Raw genomic sequence first — 20,105 nt, 5'->3', positions numbered from 1 at the left:
CGGTCACTTTACTTATGCACCTGGTGTTTCTGACTGCTTGGCCAGATATTTTTCCAGCCAATGAATGTCATAGTCGCCATTGGCAATGTCCTGATTGGAAATCAGGTCCTGGAACAGGGGCAGGGTCGTCTTGACGCCATCGACCACGAACTCATCAAGCGCACGACGCAGACGCATCATGCATTCGACACGGTTGCGACCGTGTACGATGAGCTTGCCGATAAGGCTGTCATAGTAAGGCGGGATGCGGTAGCCGGAATAGACGCCCGAATCCACGCGAATGCCGAGACCGCCTGGAGTGTGGTAATGCGTGATAAGACCCGGCGATGGCGTAAAGTTGCGCGGATCTTCTGCATTGATGCGGCACTCGATAGCGTGACCCGAGAAGCGCACATCGTCCTGCTTGACCGAAAGGCCGAGACCAGCGGCCACACGAATCTGTTCATGAACAAGATCGATGCCGGTGATGGCTTCGGTGACCGGATGTTCCACCTGCAAACGGGTGTTCATTTCAATGAAATAGAACTCACCGTTTTCATAAAGGAATTCGATCGTACCCGCACCGCGATAGCCGAGATCGGCCACAGCGTTGGCGCAGATCATGCCGATCTTGTGGCGTGCTTCTGCGTTGAGCGCTGGAGAATTGGCTTCTTCCCAGACCTTCTGGTGGCGGCGTTGCAAGGAGCAGTCGCGTTCGCCCAGATGGATTGCGTTACCAGCACCGTCGCCCATGACCTGAACTTCGATGTGACGCGGCTTTTCGAGATACTTCTCGATGTAGACTGCGTCGTCACCAAATGCTGCACCGGCTTCGGTACGAGCGGTTGAGAGCGCTACAGAGAGGTCTTCCTCGGTTTTCGCGACCTTCATACCACGTCCACCACCACCAGCAGATGCCTTGATGATGACAGGGTAGCCGATTTCCTTGGCAACGCGAGCAGCTTCAACATCATCGGTAACGCCACCGTCCGAACCCGGCACGACAGGAATACCAAGGCGCTTTGCAGTGCGCTTGGCTTCGATCTTATCGCCCATGATGCGGATATGCGACGAGGTTGGTCCGATGAAGGTAATGCCGTGTGCTTCAAGAATTTCAGCAAACTTGGCATTTTCCGACAGGAAGCCGTAGCCCGGATGGATTGCATCCGCGCCTGTGATTTCGCAGGCGGCAACGATTTGATGAATATTCAGATAGCTGTCGCGTGATGGAGGAGGTCCAATGCAAACGCTTTCGTCGGCAAGGCGAACGTGCATTGCATCAGCATCTGCCGTTGAGTGAACTGCGACCGTCTTGATGCCCAGCTCTTTACAAGCTCTGAGCACACGAAGAGCGATTTCGCCACGATTGGCTATGAGTATCTTTTGAAACATTGCGCTTTGCTGCCCGTTCATTGAATAAGCCGAAGTTCTTCTGACCAGATGGTCGTCTTATTCGATGACGACGAGCGGCTCGCCGAATTCTACAGGCGCTGCATCTTCAATCAGAATAGCCTTGACCGTACCGGCGCGTGGAGCGGCGATCTGGTTCATGGTCTTCATAGCTTCGATGATGAGAAGGGTCTGGCCTTCCTTAACCTGGGTCCCAACTTCAATGAAGTTGCGTGCTCCAGGGGCAGGGGCGAGATAGGCGGTTCCAACCATAGGCGAAGGCACGGCGTTCTTCGACAGCTCTGCCTTGGTTGGTTCAGCGGCAACAGCAGCGACTGGTGCTGCGGCAGCTACTGGTGCAGCCTGCATTACGGTGGCAGCAGCCTGAACCGTTACCTTGCGCGAAACGCGAATACGCAGATCGCCATGCTCGACTTCGATGTCGGTCAGGTCGGTTTCATTGAGGATGTCCGCGAGATCGCGGATGGTTTCCTTGTCGATGACGGAAGTTTTGCTGGACATATTAGGCCCCTTTTACGCTTTGCCCGTTGTTTTCTTCTTCTTTGGCAATTGCCGCGAGTGCGCGCAGGCCGAGCAGGTATCCTTCCGCGCCAAAGCCGCAGATGACGCCTTTGGCGACTGCGGAGACATAGGAGTGATGCCGGAAAGCTTCACGCGCATGAATGTTCGACAGATGCACTTCCACGACCGTAACTTTGGCCGAGCGGATTGCATCATGAATAGCAACCGAAGTGTGGCTGTAAGCAGCTGGGTTAATCAGGACATAGGCGTTTTTATCACCCGCTTCCTGAATCCAGCTAACCAGATCACCTTCATAATTGGTCTGGCGAAAATCGACCTCAAGACCCAGTTGTTCAGCCTCACGCTTGCAGCTCGCTTCGATATCATCGAGCGTTGCCACACCGTATATGCCAGGCTCACGCTTCCCTAGAAGATTGAGATTGGGGCCATTCAGAACAAAAACTGTTTTCACCATATTCGTCCGTGGTCGATAACGGGCCTATTACGAAATTTCGATTACACTTCGCATTCCATATAGAGGGCTTGGATGCAAGTCGAAACCCTCTAATTCAATGCTAATGTTTCACCACAGCGTTTTTCCCGCTATTCTTTGTGGAATGGACGCAATATGTGGCAAAAATAGTTATTTCCGCGATATGATTTATTGACCGCATCTCGTGTGATGTATGCGAGCACCCACGAGACACGGTTCTAATCAAATCAGCTTTTGCTTGCTGCGCGTGCAGCGGCGATTCTTTCAATCAGGCCTTCCGCACCGATCGCGCCCGGAACAAGCTCGTTTCCAATGATATAGGATGGCGTGCCGGTGATGTTGAGCTTGCTGGCGAGCTGATAGGTGCTCTGGAAAGAACCGGTGATCGCCGGGTCCTTCATTTTCTCGCGCAGCTTTGCTTCGTCAGCACCCAACGTGACCGCGTCAGCAATCGCAGACTCTTCAGTGGCGCGTTCTTGTGCTCCGAGCAACACTTCGTGATACTCAGCATATTTGTCTGGCATTAGCGCTCTGAAGGCTTGTGCTACGATGTGCGCCCGCATGGAATCCGGACCGAGGATCGGGAATTCTTTCATCACGAAACGGACGTTTGGATCGTTCTTGAGGATGGCTTCCATGTCTGGCAATGCGCGTTTGCAATAGCCGCAATTGTAATCGAAGAACTCAACAACAGTCACGTCACCATTCGGATTGCCAAAAACAGCATCATGGGGTGAATTGTAAAGTTCGTCCTGGCTGGAAGCCAATACGTCCTTGATTTGTGCCTGTGCAGCTTGAGCCTGCTTTGTTTCAAGTGCTGTCTGCACTTCAATCATGATTTCAGGGTTCTGCAACAGATAGTTGCGAACGATGTTTTCAACAGCCTGCTGTGACATGTCAGATGAAGCGGGGGCTGCAATAGGTGCTGCAGCGACAGGTGCTGGTTGTTGATGGGCAGTGCCTGCATAATAACCAGCGGCGAGAGCAGCAGCGCCAACCACGACACCCGCAATCGAGCCTAAAATTACATTCTTCATACCGATCACTTTCATACGTTCTGAAAATCCGCTTGGGATATCGCTACAGCATTGGCCCAAAAATCGGAATCGATTTTTTGGAAAGCACGATGCGTAGATTCAATAGTTTAGAGCGCCCTTGTGTGGCGCCCAAGAGGGCGCACGGCGATCTAGAGCATGTCTCCCAAAAGTGGGAACCGATTTTGGGAGACATGCGTATAAACAAACAGTGAGACGCATTTTCTACGATTCATCTTAAACAGGAAATGCTCTAAGGCGTTATCCGCGCGTATTACTTTTTTGCTTTGGCGTTGATGATATCCTGCGCACGCATCCAGTCCGGCGATCCGGATTTCATCTGTTTTTGTGCACGGATCGCAAAAATCTGAGCCTGCTGTAGCTTGCCGGAATAATAGTTCATGTCGGCTGTGGCAAGGTCTGCACGCGCCATATCACCCGATTGGCCGTAAGCCTGGGCGAGATAGCCATATCCGCCCGGAAATTCAGGGTCGGCTGCAATGCCTGCTCTGATCTCTTTGATTGCGGTCGGCATATTCGCTTTTGATCCCGTCAACATCAAAGCGCGACCATAGCTCATCCGAAGAAGCGGGGACTTGCGTGTGTCGAGTGCAACGGCACGTTGGAAAGCCTTGGCAGCGCCCTGAGGATTGTTGGCTTTGATCAGAACTTCCCCCATCATTTCCTGAAAATATGGGTTCTTGGGCTGCTCTTTAATGAGTGCATCAAACTTGGGAAGAGCAGAACGCGCCGAGCCATTCAGATATGTTGTAATAGCACTGCCGTAGCGCGCGGGTAATCCGCCAGGGTTCCCCCTGAACATGCGTTGCAATGCGCCCATATTGTTGGAATAGGCAGCAATTTTTGCACGCGCCATATCATGTCTGAGCTGAAGAGCTGCGGAATCCGTCTTGTTGTAGTTGGGGCTCTTTTTGGCAAGCTCCTCAAGATTGGAAATGCGCTCGCGTGGCAAAGGATGGCTGATGCGATACTGATCAATCTGTGTGCCCGACAGCGAAAGCGCCGAGGCAAAACGCTGGAACGTATCAAGCATGCCCTTCGTGGATTGACCGGTGGCATTTAGGTAGTTCACAGCCAGTCGATCTGCAGTCATTTCTTCGGTGCGCTGATAGCTGAGCAGGCTGCGCATTGCCATTTCTGTGCTGCCCATGGCGATGCCGCCACCGGCACCCGCAGCCGCACCGCTGCCAGACGCTGCACCAGCAACGCCAGCGCCTACACCGAGAAGCATGCCTATAACGGCCATCGTGCGCGCACGGCTCAGCTGTTCGCGCAAGCGGTCCTGATGTCCACCAGCTATGTGTCCAGCTTCATGCGCGATAACGCCGATGATTTCGTTCGGTGTTTCGGCTTGCATGATGGCGCCTGTATTGATGAAAATACGACGGCCGTCGACAAAGGCGTTGAAGCTCTGAGAATTGACGAGAATAACACGGACACCACGTCCGCCTAATCCGGCGACTTTAAGGATCGGCGCTGCATAATCGGCGACAAGCGCTTCAATTTCAGCATCGCGCACGATGGGAACACCACCGCCGCGTGATTGTGCCTGAACAGGCAGAACGCCTGTCACCGCGACAGCAAGCGCTGCAAAGGCAGCAACTGAACGACGCATTACATTCTGAAAAGAAAACGCTTTGGTCATGAAAGTTGCAGTCATGCTCCCCATAGTGCTCCTCATCCTGCTCAAACGAAACAAAAGCGAATCTTACAAATCAGGCCTAGTTTAAGGGCTTTATATCAATCTTCATCGCTGTTTTTACTACAGCGCTGTTGCTTTACCAATCCGGCGATTATAGGGCGGGTGAGTTGCATTGCATTCCCGCTTTTTTGGAGGCTAAGTTGAATACTCTTTCCAACCGTAGCGCAGTTGAACCGTTTCACGCCATGGATGTTCTGGCGGAGGCCAATCGTCGCCGTGCTGCGGGCCATCCGATTATTTCGATGGCAGTTGGGCAGCCAGCAGACCCGGCACCGCAAATCGTGCGGCTGGCTGCAGAACGCGCCTTGAAAGATGGCCGTATCGGTTATACCGATGCTCTTGGGCTGATAGAGCTGCGCGAAGCAATTGCCGCGCATTATGCTGACAATTATGGCGTAACCGTATCGCCTGAACGTATTGCGATTACGACAGGGTCATCGGCCGCGTTCAATCTGGCGTTTCTTGTCTATTTCGATCCAGGCGATCGCGTTGCAATCACGCGTCCGGGTTATCCCGCCTACCGCAACATTCTGACAGCGCTTGGTCTTGAAGTCGTAGAGATAGCCAATGAGGGTGGAGCATCCGGCGCATTGACAGCCAAAGCGCTTGCTGCTGCCCATGCTGAAAAGCCGCTCAAAGGTGTGCTGTTTGCAAGTCCCGCAAACCCGACGGGTGCAGTGATCGACAAGCCTGAATTAAAGGCGATCATAGAGACTGCCCGCGATCTTGGCATCCGCGTGATTTCGGATGAGATCTACCACCGTCTTTCTTATGAAACAGAAGACGTTACAGCACTTGAGATTTCGGATGACGTGACGATTATCAATTCGTTTTCGAAATATTATTGCATGACCGGCTGGCGCATCGGCTGGATGGTTCTGCCAAGTGCAGACGTTCGGGCTATCGAACGCCTCGGACAGAGCCTCTATATTTCGGCACCTGAATTATCCCAGCGCGCTGCAATCGAAGCTTTTCATGCGACAGCAGAACTCGAACGTGTGAAGGACCGCTATCGGCAGAACCGCCAGATTTTGCTCGATCATCTTCCTCGAATGGGACTGAGCCTTGCGGCACCCATGGATGGTGCGTTCTACGCCTATTGTGATGTTTCGCGTTTCACCAATGACAGCATGGAATTTGCACGCCGTATGATTGCTGAAACCAATATTGCGGCTACACCCGGACGCGACTTCGATCCGGTTGATGGGCATCGCACCATGCGCTTTTCCTATGCTGGCAAGGTAGAGGAAATGCAGGAAGCGGTCCGTCGCCTCGAAGAATGGCTTCCACAACAAAAAGCTTGAATAGAAAATCGATAAAGCAAAAAGAAAACCGGCGTTTCCGCCGGTTTTCTTATATTACGTATTAAGCGGCCAGGGCTTAGAAAAAGCCCTTTTTCTGCCACCAGCCACCACGCTTTGGCTTCTGCTCTTCGGTTTCACTCGAGGTGACGACAGGCTCGGAAACCTTCTGTGGTTCAGCAGCAGGAGCAACTTCGGTCTCAGCAACAGCTTCTTCCACTTCCGGCTTGGCGGCTGCCTTGCGGGTGCGGCGCTTTGGCTTGATCTCTTCTGCTTCTTCAGCCGGTGCGGCCGCTTCTACAGGAGCTTCTTCCTCTGCGAGCTTCTTACGCGAACGTGTCTTGCGCGCGGGCTTTGCAGGCTCTTCTACTGCTTCGACTGCAACAACTTCGTCCGAAGCAACCTCTTCGCTTTTCGCAGCCTTGCGGCCACGTGGCTTGCGAGTTGGCTTTGCAGGCTTTTCGCCAGCTTCAGCAGCTGATGCTTCAACAGCCGGAACCACCTCAACCGTGACCGTTTCAACAGCAACGGCTTCACTGACGACTCCTTCAGCAGCTTTTTCTTCTGCCTTTGGCGGGAAGACGGGCGTGTAGCCTACTGGCTCAGCATCGGGTACTTTCTTGACCTGAATTTCGTCTTCGCGACGGTTCTTGCGTCCGCCACGTCGACCACGGCGACGCTTCTTGCGACGATCTTCTTCGCTCAGCGAAGCGTTGCTCTGAGGGCTGGTATCTTCGTCCTCATCGCCATCTTCGTCCGCAGCTTCTGCACCGGATTCAGTCTGTTCCGTCTGTTCGCGATCACGACCACCGCGACGGCGGCGACGACGACGACGCTTGCGATCGCCTTCTTCGCTGCTTTCTTCGCGAGCTTGTGGTTCAGCCTTGATTTCTTCTTCGGCTTCGTCGTCCTCAAGCGGAATTTCAGGATCTTCGAAATCATCTTCATAAACCATCGGCTGCACAGGCTGAATGGTTACAGGACGTGTCGAAGGTGCGCCCTTGTCGATGACGAAATGCTGATGACCAACGCTTTCATCTGCGTCAATGCTGATATTGGCGCCGAAACGACCTTCCAGATCAGCCAACAGCTGGCGCTTGTTGTTCAGCACATAAAGAGCCGATGCGGCAGGGGTGCGAACGACGATGTCGTAACCCGAATGACGCAGGAGATAATCTTCAATGCCACGGATGATATGCAGAGCCATTGAGGAGTCAGAACGGATATGTCCTGTACCGCCGCAATGCTGGCAAACCTGCATCGTGCTTTCAAGAACCGATGCGCGGATACGCTGGCGCGACATTTCGAGAAGGCCGAAATGCGAAATGCGGCCCACCTGAATGCGAGCCCGGTCGTCCTTGAGGCAATCCTTCATCTTCTTTTCGACAGCGCGATTGTTGCGCTTTTCTTCCATGTCGATGAAGTCGACAACGATCAGACCGGCAAGGTCGCGCAGACGCAGCTGACGCGCGACTTCTTCGGCCGCTTCCAGATTGGTCTGGAGAGCCGTGTCTTCGATCGAATGTTCGCGGGTTGAACGACCCGAGTTAACATCTATCGCAACCAGCGCTTCGGTCTGGTTGATAATGAGATAGCCGCCGGATTTCAGCGTTACCTGTGGCAGAAGCATACGATCAAGCTGTGCTTCAAGGCCATAGCGCGTGAAGACAGGAACTGGTTCGCGGTAAGGCTGAACGACCTTGGCATGGCTCGGCATGAGCATGCGCATGAAGTCTTTCGCTTCGCGATAACCGTTTTCACCTGCGACCAGAATCTCGGTGATGTCTTTATTATAAAGATCGCGGATCGAGCGCTTGATCAAGCTGCCTTCCTCATAAACGAGGGCAGGCGCAGTCGATTGCAGCGTCAGCGAACGCACGTTCTCCCACATGCGCATCAGATATTCATAATCGCGCTTTACTTCGGCTTTGGTGCGGTTAGCACCTGCCGTACGCAGGATCACACCCATGCCCTGCGGCACTTCGAGTTCCTTGACGATTTCCTTGAGACGCTTGCGGTCCTGCGGATTGATGATCTTGCGCGAAATACCACCACCGCGAGCGGTGTTTGGCATCAAGACGGAATAGCGACCAGCGAGCGACAGATAGGTCGTCAGAGCAGCGCCCTTATTGCCGCGCTCTTCCTTGACCACCTGTACCAGAATGATCTGGCGGCGCTTGATGACTTCCTGAATGTTGTACTGACGGCGATTGGTGCGGCTATGCGAAGGAAGTTCTTCCATCGCATCCTCGGAACCAACCGATTCAACCATGTCTTCTTCGTTCTCGACTTCCGAATCGTCGTCATCGTCACCATTGTCAGCGTCGATGGCTTCTGAAATGACATGGCCAGCCTGCTTCATCAGTGCGATGGCTGGCGTACCTGGTACATAGTTTGCAAAATCAGGTCCGACTGGTTCTGCAGCAGGCAGGCCGTTACGGGCTACGTTTGATTGCGAATCACCATTCTGACCATCACGACGTCCACGACGGCGATTGCGACGCGAACGATCGTTGTTCTTGGCCTTTGGTTCGTCTTCGTCGTCTTCGCTCCGGGCAGCTTTGGCTTCCGCTTCGAGCAAGGCCAAACGATCAGCAACAGGAATCTGATAATAATCCGGATGGATTTCAGAAAAAGCGAGGAAGCCATGGCGATTGCCGCCATATTCCACGAAAGCAGCCTGAAGAGAGGGTTCGACGCGGGTGACGCGTGCGAGATAAATATTACCCTTTAGCTGCTTCTTGTGCTCTGACTCGAAGTCGAATTCTTCAATCTTGTTGCCACGCGTTACGATGACGCGGGTCTCCTCCGGGTGGGAGGCATCTATAAGCATTTTGTTGGACATTAGTGTCTTTCCTGCCGGCGCTAGGACGCAAGCCGCGTGCGCCGGACGAAACCCTGAAGGCTGTCGTCCTGGCTGGGATGCATCTGCCGAATGATATTGGGTTCGTCGGAATAAAAGCTGCTGTCCTTACGCGCGATGGCCTCGTGGCGGTCACGGTCTTCAGGCTTGCAATGGTCAGTCTTGCTTGACCCATAGCTGTTCCGAACGAAACGACCTCATATATGACCCGAAAAAGCCGGGCCGACCTCTTTGCTCTTTCAGAGCGCTGGCGACAGCGCGTATCAATGCGCAGTCGGCCGATTAAAAAACGGAGGCGGCAGGGGAGCCGTATTCCGTTGAATTCTGTGCGGGTTATTGGGTGGCGAACTCAATACGCCACTGTTTTTGCTATCTTTCCTCGCGCTCCGTTTTAAAAACCGGCAAACGATTCTGACAGCTACTCCATAACCTACCTTAGCTTTTATGGTGTCGTTTGAACTATGACAAGTATGAATATCAGTTGACACCTTCATCGTAATTTTGCCGAAAGGTGATTATAGAGGTCAAAACCACCCGCCGAGGCCGTGGAACGCGGGGAGAAAAGCCTTCGTTAACCATAATTTTGTACGGATAGATTTATGAAATGCGCGCAATCACAGGCTATGGCTTAAATGTCTGATCCAAGATTATTCCATAATATTTAGATCGCGATTACGGATGCATTCTCTGAGTAATAAAAACGGTTCTCAAAAAATGTTGGTGGTGCGAAACATGTTCGTGCTGCTGGTGATGATGTGCGCCGGTTTTTTTCAAGCCGGTTCAGCCATGGCTGCCAATAGTGGTAATGATCCACTTTCGGCGCTGACATACCGTATGGCAGGCGATGATCTGCGGATGCGCGTCGTCGTCATGTTCGACCGTGAGCCTGAATATTCGACACTCATGTTCGGCAATCCGCATCGTCTCGTCTTTGACCTTCCTGAAACGCGTTTCGGTTTCGATGAGAAAAGTTTGGCGGCGAGGGGGCTTGTCTCTCATGTGCGTTATGGGCTCGTCGGAAATCACCGTTCTCGCCTCATTCTAACGCTGCGTGGCCCGTTCAGCGTCGAAAACATTCAAGTAATCAAGAACGAAACCGCTCCGGGCTATCGCCTTGTTGCGGATATTGTCGCGTCATCAGATCGAGAGTTTGCTGCAAAGCTCGCATCGCAACACGATGTCACCGGATCAACCGAACGAAAACAGGGGAATGGGAATGCAGCTCTCTTATCGGAGTCTGGCGGCGCGCGACCGTTTATTGTGATGGTCGATCCCGGTCATGGCGGCATCGACAGTGGTGCGGAAAGCCTGAGCGGTATTAAAGAAAAAGATTTGACCCTCGCTTTCGGGCAAGAGTTGCGTGATCGCCTGGCGAAGGAAAAGAACATCAAGGTTTTGATGACCCGTGACGACGACACTTTCCTGCGTCTTTCGGAGCGTGTGCGTCTGGCGCGTCAGCAAGAAGCCGATCTCTTCATTTCGATTCATGCCGACACCATCAATCAAACCGATATCCGTGGCGCAACGGTCTATACCATTTCTGACAAGGCATCTGACTCTGTCGCTCGCGCCATGGCTGAACGCGAAAACAAGTCCGATAGTGTTGGCGGCGCTGTTCCCGAAGAGTTGCCGGAAGTTGCTGACATCCTGCTAGACCTTACCCGGCGCGAGACACACACATTTTCATTGAGCTTTGCCGAGAAGGTTATCAGTTCTCTTCAGGGGGAAGTGAACCTGATCAATAACCCGCATCGCTTTGCCGGGTTTCAGGTTCTGCGAGCTCCCGATGTGCCGTCGGTGCTGATTGAAATTGGCTATCTTTCCAATGCAGAAGACGAGAAACTGATCAGCAATCCTGAGTGGCGTCGTAAGCTGGCTGATAGGATTGCTCGGGCGATAAAGTCATTTGAAGCACAAAAGCACCCGGACACTTTGTCAAAAGGGTAGAATTATGTAATGTTTAGTAGGGCTTCATATTTATCCCTGCTTATAAGATGCATGGTTGCAACAGTTTCACGTATTTTTGTCGTTGCCCTGCGTTTGCATGCGTTAAATTGGTAAAAACACGGAAACGATCTTGCCTTTGACGCATTTGATGGTCACTAAACCAGCTGTTGCCCATGCGGCATTAATCGACGGGCACTTGTTTTGACTGCTCCCTTAATTTTGCGAATGATCTGAAGGCAGGATTCCGGATTTATGGTAAGGCTTATCGGATATTTCTTCGGGATTGGAACCGTTCTGGCGCTTCTGGTAGCCGGGGCTGTTGCTATCTATATCGGAAGCCTCACAAAGGAACTGCCCGATTACGAAGTGCTCGCAAAATACGAGCCTCCTGTGATGACGCGCGTCCATGCATCGGACGGTAGCCTCATGGCGGAATTCGCGCGCGAACGCCGCATGTATCTGCCGATCCAGGCTGTGCCAAATCGCGTTAAGGCCGCTTTCATCTCCGCCGAAGACAAGACTTTCTACGAGCATCATGGCCTCGATTTTGGTGGCCTCGCTCGTGCAGTTCTGACCAATGTGAAAAACATGGGTTCTGGCCGTCGCCCGGTCGGCGCGTCCACGATTACCCAGCAGGTCGCAAAGAACTTCCTTCTAAGCTCGAACCAGACATATGACCGCAAGATCAAAGAAGCGATTCTTGCGATGCGTATTGAGCAGGCCTATTCCAAGGACCGCATTCTGGAGCTTTACCTTAACGAGATTTTCTTCGGCTTGGGCGCATATGGTATTGCCAGCGCGGCGCTCACCTATTTTGACAAATCAGTTGGCGAATTGAGCATAGCCGAAACAGCTTATCTGGCTGCTCTCCCGAAAGGTCCGAACAATTACCATCCGTTCCGTTTCCCAGATCGCGCGATTGAACGCCGCAATTGGGTCATCGATCGTATGGCTGAAAACGGCTACATCACCACACAGGAAGCTGAAGAAGCCAAGAAAGAACCTCTTGGTGTGAAGACGCGTACGGCAACGCATTACCTGTTCGCATCCGAATATTTCAGCGAAGAAGTGCGCCGCCAGATCATTCAGAAATACGGCGTTGATGCACTTTATGAAGGTGGCTTGTCGGTTCGTACGACGCTCAATCCAACCATGCAGGTCGAAGCGCGCAAGTCGCTGCAGACAGCATTGCTTCGTTACGACGAGGCACGCGGCTGGCGCGGACCTTTGAAGCACGCTGAACTTGGCAGTGACTGGGCCACGGCTTTCGGTGATTTGCAGGCCTATCCTGATGTGCCTGAGTGGCAGCTGGCTGTTGTCCTGAACGTTTCGGCAGCTGGCGCTGACATAGGTCTTCAGCCCGATGTCGAAGGTTCGGGTTCGCGCAGCAAAGAGCGTACGCGCGCATTTATCGCTGCTGATGACATGAAATGGGCAATGCGCGTCACCAATATTGGTGGCAAGCGCGGTAGTGCAAAATCTCCAGAAGGCGTTCTGAATACTGGTGATATTGTCTATGTCTCAAAAATCGGCGACGGCGAATCCCGTTTCCGTCTCCAGCAGCCGCCAAAGCTGCAGGGTGCACTTGTTGCTATGGACCCGCATACCGGCCGTGTTCTGTCGATGGTTGGCGGTTTCTCCTTTGGAGAATCTGAGTTTAACCGCGCAACACAGGCCTATCGTCAGCCGGGATCGTCGTTCAAGCCGTTCGTCTATGCTGCTGCTCTCGATAATGGCTACACGCCAGCCTCCGTTGTTCTGGATGGTCCGCTCGAAGTTAATCAGGGTGGTGCGCTTGGCGTATGGGCTCCGAAAAACTATTCGGGCAAGTTCTCAGGTCCTTCGACCCTTCGTTACGGTATCGAACAGTCGCGTAACGTCATGACCGTGCGTCTTGCACAGGACATGGGTATGAAAACTGTTGCGGAATATGCAGAGCGTTTCGGTATCTACGACAAGATGCTGCCGGTTCTGTCTATGGCGCTTGGTGCTGGTGAAACGACTGTCTTGCGTATGGTTACGGCTTATTCCGTCATCGCAAATGGCGGACAGAGCATTACACCTTCGATGATCGACCGTATTCAGGATCGCTACGGCAAGACCGTCTTCAAGCATGATGCGCGTCAGTGTGAAGGCTGCAACGCCCAGCAATGGTCAAATCAGGAAGAGCCTACTCTGATCGATAATCGCGATCAGGTGCTCGATCCGATGACCGCCTATCAGATCACATCGATGATGGAAGGCGTTGTGCAGCGCGGTACAGCACAGCTTCTTAAGAGCCTTGATCGTCCGCTTGCTGGTAAGACCGGCACGACGAATGACGAAAAAGACGCTTGGTTTGTCGGTTTCACGCCTGATCTGGTTGTGGGTGTTTTCATGGGCTATGACACACCGACCCCGCTTGGTCGCGGTGGCACAGGTGGTGGTCTGGCAGCGCCTGTCTTTAAAGAGTTCATGGGCCAGGCCCTGGCTGGAACTCCTAAGGTCGATTTCCGTGTTCCGGAAGGCATGACGCTGATTGCGATCAATCGCAAGACGGGTATGCGCACCAACAAGGGCGATCCGAACCTCATTATGGAAGCGTTCAAGCCCGGAACCGGACCGTCCGACACTTACTCCGTTATCGGTATGGACCAGTATCGTGAAGGATCGCCAGTTCAGCCACAATCGCCACAGGCGACCCGCGCAATCAATTCGGGTTCTGGCGGACTTTACTGACCTATCCCTCTTTACACTGCGTCGCGTGCTAATTATGGTCCGCGGCGCTTGAAAGGCTTTTACGCCTTCTTGCGTAGAGGTAGAGCGCTTTGCTTTGATGTGATGCGCTTCGGAACAAAATTGCTCGCAGTGCGAGCTTCTGTTCTCTCTCCATTTTCGAATGACTTATTGAAGGAACGATTTGCCCATGCGCGCGGAAATCGAGACGTTGGTTGACGAAATCCAGCAGGCCATAAGCCTGCTGAGGAGGCATCTTTGACTGGGATCAGGCAATAAAACGTCTGGGCTATCTGAATCAGAGAGCTGAAGACCCAACGCTATGGAATGATGCACAGGAAGCGCAGAAGCTGATGCGTGAGCGCCAGCAGCTGGAAGACAGCATCAACGGCATTAACACGCTGAAGCAGACGCTCAATGACAGTGTCGAACTCATCGCCATGGGCGAAGAGGAAGGCGACAAGTCGATTATTGCTGACGCGGAAAACACAATCCGCGAGTTGAAGCAGGAAGTCGACAGCCGACAGATCGATATGCTGCTTTCCGGTGAAGCGGATGCGAACGATACCTACCTTGAAGTGCATGCCGGTGCAGGCGGTACGGAAAGTCAGGATTGGGCATCCATGCTTCTGCGCATGTATACCCGTTGGGCCGAACGCAGTGGGCGCAAGGTTGAGGTGATGGAAGTGCATTACGGCGAAGAAGCCGGCATCAAATCAGCATCGATTCTTATCAAAGGCCACAATTCCTACGGTATGGCAAAGACGGAATCCGGCGTTCATCGTCTGGTGCGTATTTCGCCTTACGATTCGAACGCGCGTCGTCATACTTCGTTTGCGAGTATCTGGGTTTATCCTGTTATCGATGACAACATTGATGTGCAGGTGACTGAAGCCGATGTACGCATCGATACCTACCGCGCTTCGGGTGCAGGTGGCCAGCACGTCAATACAACGGATTCGGCTGTGCGTATCACGCATATCGCAACCGGCATTGTAGTGCAGTGTCAGGCAGAACGTTCGCAGCACAAGAACCGTGAAAAAGCATGGTCAATGTTGCGCGCTCGTCTTTACGAAAATGAGCTGAAAAAGCGCGAAGAAGCGACTGATGCGGCTAATGCCAACAAAACCGAGATCGGTTGGGGTCATCAGATCCGCTCTTATGTTTTACAGCCTTATCAGCTTGTAAAAGACTTGCGTACCGGCGTTGAAAGCACCAATCCGCAGGAAGTGCTTGATGGCGCTGTAACACCATTCATGGAAGCAGCACTTGCTCACCGCATCCATGGCGGCGCTGAGCTCATTGAAGATATAGATTGATATTTTTGAGAACGTGTTCTTAAAAAAACCCGGCCTTGAGCCGGGTTTTTTGTACCTGAGTCAAAGAGCCATATTGTGAACGGTTGCCGTTCAGGAATCCTTTGAAGCAGTGCCTCCTGCATCGGCGCGCGGTTTATATGCGCGAGGACCGGTGATGATCGGGTCTATACTCTGAATGCTGATCGCATCTCCGGGAACCAACAGTTCCTGCTGAGCTGAAATGTTAGGCACTGATTCTGTTGGCTTTTCGGGTAGCGGCTGCATGACAGCTGGCTTTTTGAGCACGGATGCTAGCCTGCTGGCCGGCTCATTCAAACCTTTTCGGCTTTCTGCAGTGTCATGCATGTTTATATAGACGCCAGCACCAAGACTTGCGATGAAGATCGTTGCACCTAATGTGGCCAAGCTTGCACGCATCGTGAAGAAACTGAGGCGTTTGATAGGCGTAGAAGACGCGATTACATCAGTGAGATGTTTATCGCGGCTTGTCGTCTTTAGCCCCTTCGACTTCTGCACCATGCGGCAGTCTTCTCATTCCAGATCGTTGATTCGATTGCATGTTATCATGGTTAACAAAGCTTTTCCGAAGCTTTAGTCGTATGCATTTTCCACGGAATGGACGGGAAAACTTGCGGTAGTTTCAGTTGTCAGGCTGGTCGGAGCGCGCGGGAGGCCTCAAGGACGGATTCCGCATGGCCTGCCACTTTTACTTTTTCCCACATGTGCGCAATACGTCCTTCCGCATCGATCAGGAAGGTCGCGCGTTCCACGCCCATATATTTGCGCCCATACATGCTCTTTTCGACCCACACACCATATGCTTCGAGAGCCGTTCTGTCTTCATCGGCTGCCAGATCGACAGTCAGTTCATGTTTCTTGCGAAACTTCGCATGCTTTTCTGCGCTGTCGGGTGAAAGTCCGATCACGCGAGCGCCAATTTTGTCGAATTCTGGCTTCAGCTGAGAGAAGGCAATGGCTTCTTTAGTGCAACCAGACGTGTCATCTTTTGGATAAAAATAAAGAACGACTGGTTTGCCTTTGAGTGACGACAAGGTAATCGTGTCGCTATCCGATGGCAAAGTGAAGTCTGGTGCCAGATCTCCAACTTGGGGACGAGCCATATCTGCGCCTTTCTTTTATGGATAAACGGGGAAACTGCCTGTTACACTTCGAGCTATCGCATTCGGGCTGGGCTTGTGCAACTGCTCAAGCGCACCCGGTTTGACTTGATGACGTGCAGCGATGACATGTCAATCAAGCTGATCAGCGGTTGTGCTGAAATGAAGAAGCTTAATAAAAGCAGAGTGATAACAAGTTTTTGTAATCCGCCTTGTAAGGGTGACCATTTGCGGAAATTAGATGTTCGGCTGGAATATTGACAGATAAACCGCGCAAAATCCGCTTTAGCAAGCGTGAGTTGAAGAGAATCGAACGCCTCGCAGCCGAAGGCGCGGATGGCATTGTGCTTCCTTCAATGCGCTCCCGGCGCTCGTTTATGTCGTGGTGTTCCCACGCTTTTCTTTCCTTGTGCATCGTTCTTGTGCTGATTGGTGGTGTGGGTTTTGTGGTATTGCGCGGGGGCGTGAACAGCGATCTCTTACGTGATGAAGCCCAGAAAAGCTTGAGCGGAATTCTCGGCCAGGATGCCTCAGCCACAATCGGCAGCGCCGGATTGTCGCTCGATCAGAATAGTCTTGTTGCGATGGAGGCGAGGGATGTTTCGATCGTCGATCCGAAACAAGGCATCGAAATCAAGAACATCAAGTCTGTACGCCTTGGTTTGGCGCCTTTGCCACTGCTGACAGGCAAAGTCCGCGTCGCTGAACTCGAAATAGACGGCGCTTCTTTCGATCTGCCTGAGCAGGAAGGTGCCGGTTTCTGGAAATCTCTCCCGTATGACAAGCGGGGCTACATTGATTTTGACGCGGTTTCCGAAGAGCTTTTCTCAACTATGCGGCGCAATCTGGAATTGCTGCGCGATCAAAACACCCAAGCCATCGGACTGCTGAACACAACAATTCGTTTCAAGACTGGCGACACACAGCAAAGCATAGTGGTGCAGAAGCTGCGTTTGGTCGAAAATTCTGGAAAGATTTCGGTTCAGGGTAGCGTTATTTGGCAGAACAAGACGATCACGGTTGATGGCAGCATTGATCGTAAAGGGCATGAAAACGATCTGGATGCGTTCCAAATCAAGGTCAGTAATTTGCCCATTGACCTTGGATCGCCAGAAGAGGTTGCGCCGGTTATCGATGGTAATCGCGTTAATCCCGCGCATTTCGATCTGAACGGTAAAGCCAGCCTTGCTATATCGGGTAGAGCCGCCAATGGTGAAAATCCGGAGCGGATCACAGCCGAATTGGCTGTTGATGGCATTGATATGGAGATTGGGCGAGTCACAGATGTTCGCGGTAGCGCTTTGCTTCGCATTGAACATTCGAGCGGCAGCGGCAAGATAGAAGTCAAACCCTCCCGCATTCGGTTAGGCGGAATGAACGCGGAGTTTAACGGTGCTTTCGGACCGGAACCGGACGTTGAAAACAATACTGGTGGCCCAAGCTATCGCTTTGAAGTGCTGACGAGTTCTGCCACCAGCATGCCAGCGGAATCAACAGATCCGGAATTGGCTTTCGGCGTGAAAATCGCCGGTCGCTTCCTGGCCAATCAACAACGGCTCCAGTTCTCCAATCTTGATGTCCAAACCAATACGGGCGAACTATACGGCCAGGGAAGCATGGGCTTTGGCAGCGGCTCGCCTGAAATGATTTTCATGCTGCGCATTCCAAAAATGGCAGTCGCGGATGCAAAACATCTTTGGCCAATCGATGTGGCTGATGGCGCGCGTGAGTGGGTTCTGAAGAACCTCTTTGGCGGCACATTGAAGGATAGCCGCATTGATATTTCTCTGGCAGGCGGACGCTTCAATGGTCCCGGTCTGCCGCCACCGTTGACGGGTGAGGAAATCAAGGCCGATTTCAATGTTTCCGACACGCGGTTTGATGTGATTGGCGAACTGCCTCCTGTCCGCGACGTTGCTGGCAGTATTTCGGTGCGGGGTGCGCATACAACAATCAAATTGGCAAATGGCGTTGCATACACGCCGGATAATCGCAAGGCGTCTGTTTCAGACGGAACGTTGATTATCCCCTGGGGCCCGCAGCGACCAGTTATCGCTGACCTTGATTTGCTCGTTTCAGGCGACGCCGCAGCGATCGCGGAAATTGCGGGCAAGAAGCCCATCGATGTATTGAAGAACGTGCCTTTCAAGCCTGAAGACGCGACAGGAGATGTTAAGGCGCGCGTGAAAGTCGGTTTCGCCGTTTCCAAAGATGCACCACCCGGAACGCTGACTTGGAATGCCGATATTGGGTTCTCCAACCTCGCTATCTCGAAGCCTGTGGGCGGCTCCATGGTGAGTAATGCCGATGGCAGTATTAAAGTCGATCAGACAGCGGCTTTTATTACCGCAGACGCAAAACTTGACGGCGTTCCTGCAAAGATATCAATGACTGAGCCTGTCGATCGTTCAGGGCCGACGAAACGCGAACAGAAGATCAAGCTTGAGCTTGATGAAAGCTCACGCAATAAATTGCTGCCCGGCTTGAAAGATTTGTTCTCTGGTCCGATTTCCGTTGATCTCGGCATGGAAGAGAACGGCAAGCGACATGTATCGGCAGACCTGGACAGGACACAGGTGGATTTGCCGTGGCTTAGCTGGCGCAAGGGTAGCGGCGTTCCTGCAAAAGCGACATTCGATCTGATCAAAAGCACGGGCAATGATGGTAAACTCGATATCCGCAATCTGGTTCTGACTGGCGATGCATTCGGGGCGAAAGGCAATCTCTCGATTGCTGGAGGCGATTTTCAGTCGGCCGATTTCAGTGACATACGGCTTACCCGTTCTGATCGGTTGAGCGTTAAGGCGACCAAAAGCTCGGGTGGCTATCGCGTAACGATACGCGGATCTCAATTTGACGCCCGTTCGATCATTAAACAGGTATCGGACATTCAGAAAAAGAGTGGAGGCTCTGGTGGCAAGAGCCCGCGCGTGGTTGTCAGTGCGCAGATTGATGAAGTGAGCGGATTTAATGACGAGAAGCTGCGCAATGTGGCTGTTTCGTATGAGAATGCAGGAAGCAAGATTTCCGGCGTGTCGGTGAACGCTGTCACGACTTCCGGTCAGGCTTTCGTTGCAACCAACAACGATCAGGGCGATGCACGGTCAATTTCGCTGCAATCCAATGATGCGGGTGCTGTTCTGCGCTTCTTCGATTTCTATGACAAAATGCGTGGCGGCAAAATTACTGTGGGACTTGCCGGGCAGGGCAATGGTCCTTTAAGCGGCCAGATCGATGCGCGTAATTTCGCGATCATCAATGAACCGCGACTGGCAAAGATTGTTTCAAGCTCGCCTAGCAGCGGCGGCACCAGTCTCAATCAGGCGGTCAAACGCGATATCGACGTGTCGCGCGTTGATATCGAACGGGGATTTTCGTTTATCGAAAAGGGCGAAGGCTATCTGAAACTTTCCAAGGGTGTCGTGCGCGGACCGTCTGTTGGCACGACTTTTCAGGGCACTCTGTATGATCCGCGTGGCAATATGTCGATCACCGGCACCTTCATGCCAGCCTATGGCGTGAACCGCATTTTCGGCGAAGTGCCGATCTTTGGCGCACTGCTGGGCAATGGACGTGATCGGGGTTTGTTGGGCATTACCTTTAAGCTCGAAGGCAGTGCAAAGCAGCCGCAGGTTATCGTGAACCCGATTTCCATAATCGCTCCGGGTATCTTCCGCTCGATCTTTGAATTCTGAGGCTGAG

Annotated in this window: 14 protein-coding genes; 6 read left to right on the top strand and 8 right to left on the bottom strand. The window is 52.6% G+C overall.

Annotated features, from left to right (window positions below; genetic code table 11):
• Positions 1–12: 12 nt before the first annotated feature.
• From accC to OIV19_RS11635, 5 genes are all read right to left on the bottom strand, one after another.
• Positions 13–1,371 carry an acetyl-CoA carboxylase biotin carboxylase subunit gene (gene accC / locus OIV19_RS11655; RefSeq protein ID WP_095446522.1) on the bottom strand — a complete coding sequence of 453 codons (1,359 nt, stop codon included), beginning with the start codon at positions 1,369–1,371 and terminating at the stop codon, positions 13–15.
• Between the two features lie 57 nt (positions 1,372–1,428).
• A complete protein-coding gene (gene accB, locus OIV19_RS11650; protein ID WP_095446523.1) occupies positions 1,429–1,890 on the bottom strand; it encodes an acetyl-CoA carboxylase biotin carboxyl carrier protein in 462 nt (153 codons plus the stop codon).
• Between the two features lies 1 nt (position 1,891).
• The gene (gene aroQ, locus OIV19_RS11645) at positions 1,892–2,365 is read right to left on the bottom strand and encodes a type II 3-dehydroquinate dehydratase (RefSeq protein ID WP_095446524.1); all 474 of its coding nucleotides are present in this window, start codon (positions 2,363–2,365) and stop codon (positions 1,892–1,894) included.
• A gap of 245 nt (positions 2,366–2,610) precedes the next feature.
• The gene (locus OIV19_RS11640; protein ID WP_264231727.1) at positions 2,611–3,420 is read right to left on the bottom strand and encodes a DsbA family protein; all 810 of its coding nucleotides are present in this window, start codon (positions 3,418–3,420) and stop codon (positions 2,611–2,613) included.
• A gap of 271 nt (positions 3,421–3,691) precedes the next feature.
• The gene (locus OIV19_RS11635; protein WP_095446525.1) at positions 3,692–5,107 is read right to left on the bottom strand and encodes a M48 family metalloprotease; all 1,416 of its coding nucleotides are present in this window, start codon (positions 5,105–5,107) and stop codon (positions 3,692–3,694) included.
• 173 nt (positions 5,108–5,280) lie between these two features.
• Between OIV19_RS11635 and OIV19_RS11630 the strand changes: the two genes are divergently transcribed.
• A complete protein-coding gene (locus OIV19_RS11630) occupies positions 5,281–6,444 on the top strand; it encodes an aminotransferase class I/II-fold pyridoxal phosphate-dependent enzyme (RefSeq protein WP_264231726.1) in 1,164 nt (387 codons plus the stop codon).
• 76 nt (positions 6,445–6,520) lie between these two features.
• Here OIV19_RS11630 and OIV19_RS11625 read toward each other — a convergent pair whose 3' ends face one another.
• Positions 6,521–9,286, bottom strand: a complete 2,766-nt coding sequence (locus OIV19_RS11625; RefSeq protein ID WP_264231725.1) for an Rne/Rng family ribonuclease — start codon at positions 9,284–9,286, stop codon at positions 6,521–6,523.
• A 2-nt stretch (positions 9,287–9,288) separates the two neighbouring features.
• On the opposite strand from OIV19_RS11625, the gene OIV19_RS11620 reads away from it, so the two are divergent.
• From OIV19_RS11620 to prfB, 4 genes are all read left to right on the top strand, one after another.
• Entirely contained in the window at positions 9,289–9,474 is a 186-nt protein-coding gene (locus tag OIV19_RS11620; protein WP_264231724.1) for a hypothetical protein, read from the top strand.
• Between the two features lie 562 nt (positions 9,475–10,036).
• Positions 10,037–11,251 (top strand): N-acetylmuramoyl-L-alanine amidase, encoded by a 1,215-nt coding sequence (locus OIV19_RS11615; protein ID WP_151095455.1) that lies wholly within the window; start codon positions 10,037–10,039, stop codon positions 11,249–11,251.
• A 252-nt stretch (positions 11,252–11,503) separates the two neighbouring features.
• Positions 11,504–13,969 (top strand): penicillin-binding protein 1A, encoded by a 2,466-nt coding sequence (locus OIV19_RS11610; protein ID WP_095446528.1) that lies wholly within the window; start codon positions 11,504–11,506, stop codon positions 13,967–13,969.
• A 187-nt stretch (positions 13,970–14,156) separates the two neighbouring features.
• A protein-coding gene (gene prfB, locus OIV19_RS11605; protein WP_151095458.1) for a peptide chain release factor 2 occupies positions 14,157–15,285 on the top strand; the annotation gives its coding sequence in 2 pieces (ribosomal slippage) (positions 14,157–14,225 and positions 14,227–15,285; 1,128 coding nt in all).
• Positions 15,286–15,375: 90 nt separating this feature from the next.
• On the opposite strand, the gene OIV19_RS11600 is transcribed toward prfB, so the two are convergent.
• Together OIV19_RS11600 and OIV19_RS11595 are read right to left on the bottom strand one after the other, a co-directional pair.
• On the bottom strand, positions 15,376–15,804 hold the full coding sequence (locus OIV19_RS11600; RefSeq protein WP_264231723.1) for a hypothetical protein: 429 nt from the start codon (positions 15,802–15,804) through the stop codon (positions 15,376–15,378).
• Between the two features lie 128 nt (positions 15,805–15,932).
• Positions 15,933–16,406 carry a peroxiredoxin family protein gene (locus OIV19_RS11595; protein ID WP_264231722.1) on the bottom strand — a complete coding sequence of 158 codons (474 nt, stop codon included), beginning with the start codon at positions 16,404–16,406 and terminating at the stop codon, positions 15,933–15,935.
• Positions 16,407–16,702: 296 nt separating this feature from the next.
• On the opposite strand from OIV19_RS11595, the gene OIV19_RS11590 reads away from it, so the two are divergent.
• Positions 16,703–20,098 carry an AsmA family protein gene (locus OIV19_RS11590; RefSeq protein ID WP_264231813.1) on the top strand — a complete coding sequence of 1,132 codons (3,396 nt, stop codon included), beginning with the start codon at positions 16,703–16,705 and terminating at the stop codon, positions 20,096–20,098.
• The last annotated feature ends 7 nt before the right edge of the window (positions 20,099–20,105 follow it).

Source organism: Brucella sp. HL-2 (genome assembly GCF_025846885.2).
Classification (GTDB): Bacteria; Pseudomonadota; Alphaproteobacteria; order Rhizobiales; family Rhizobiaceae; genus Brucella; species Brucella quorumnocens.
This window is presented reverse-complemented; position numbering and strand designations above follow the sequence as displayed.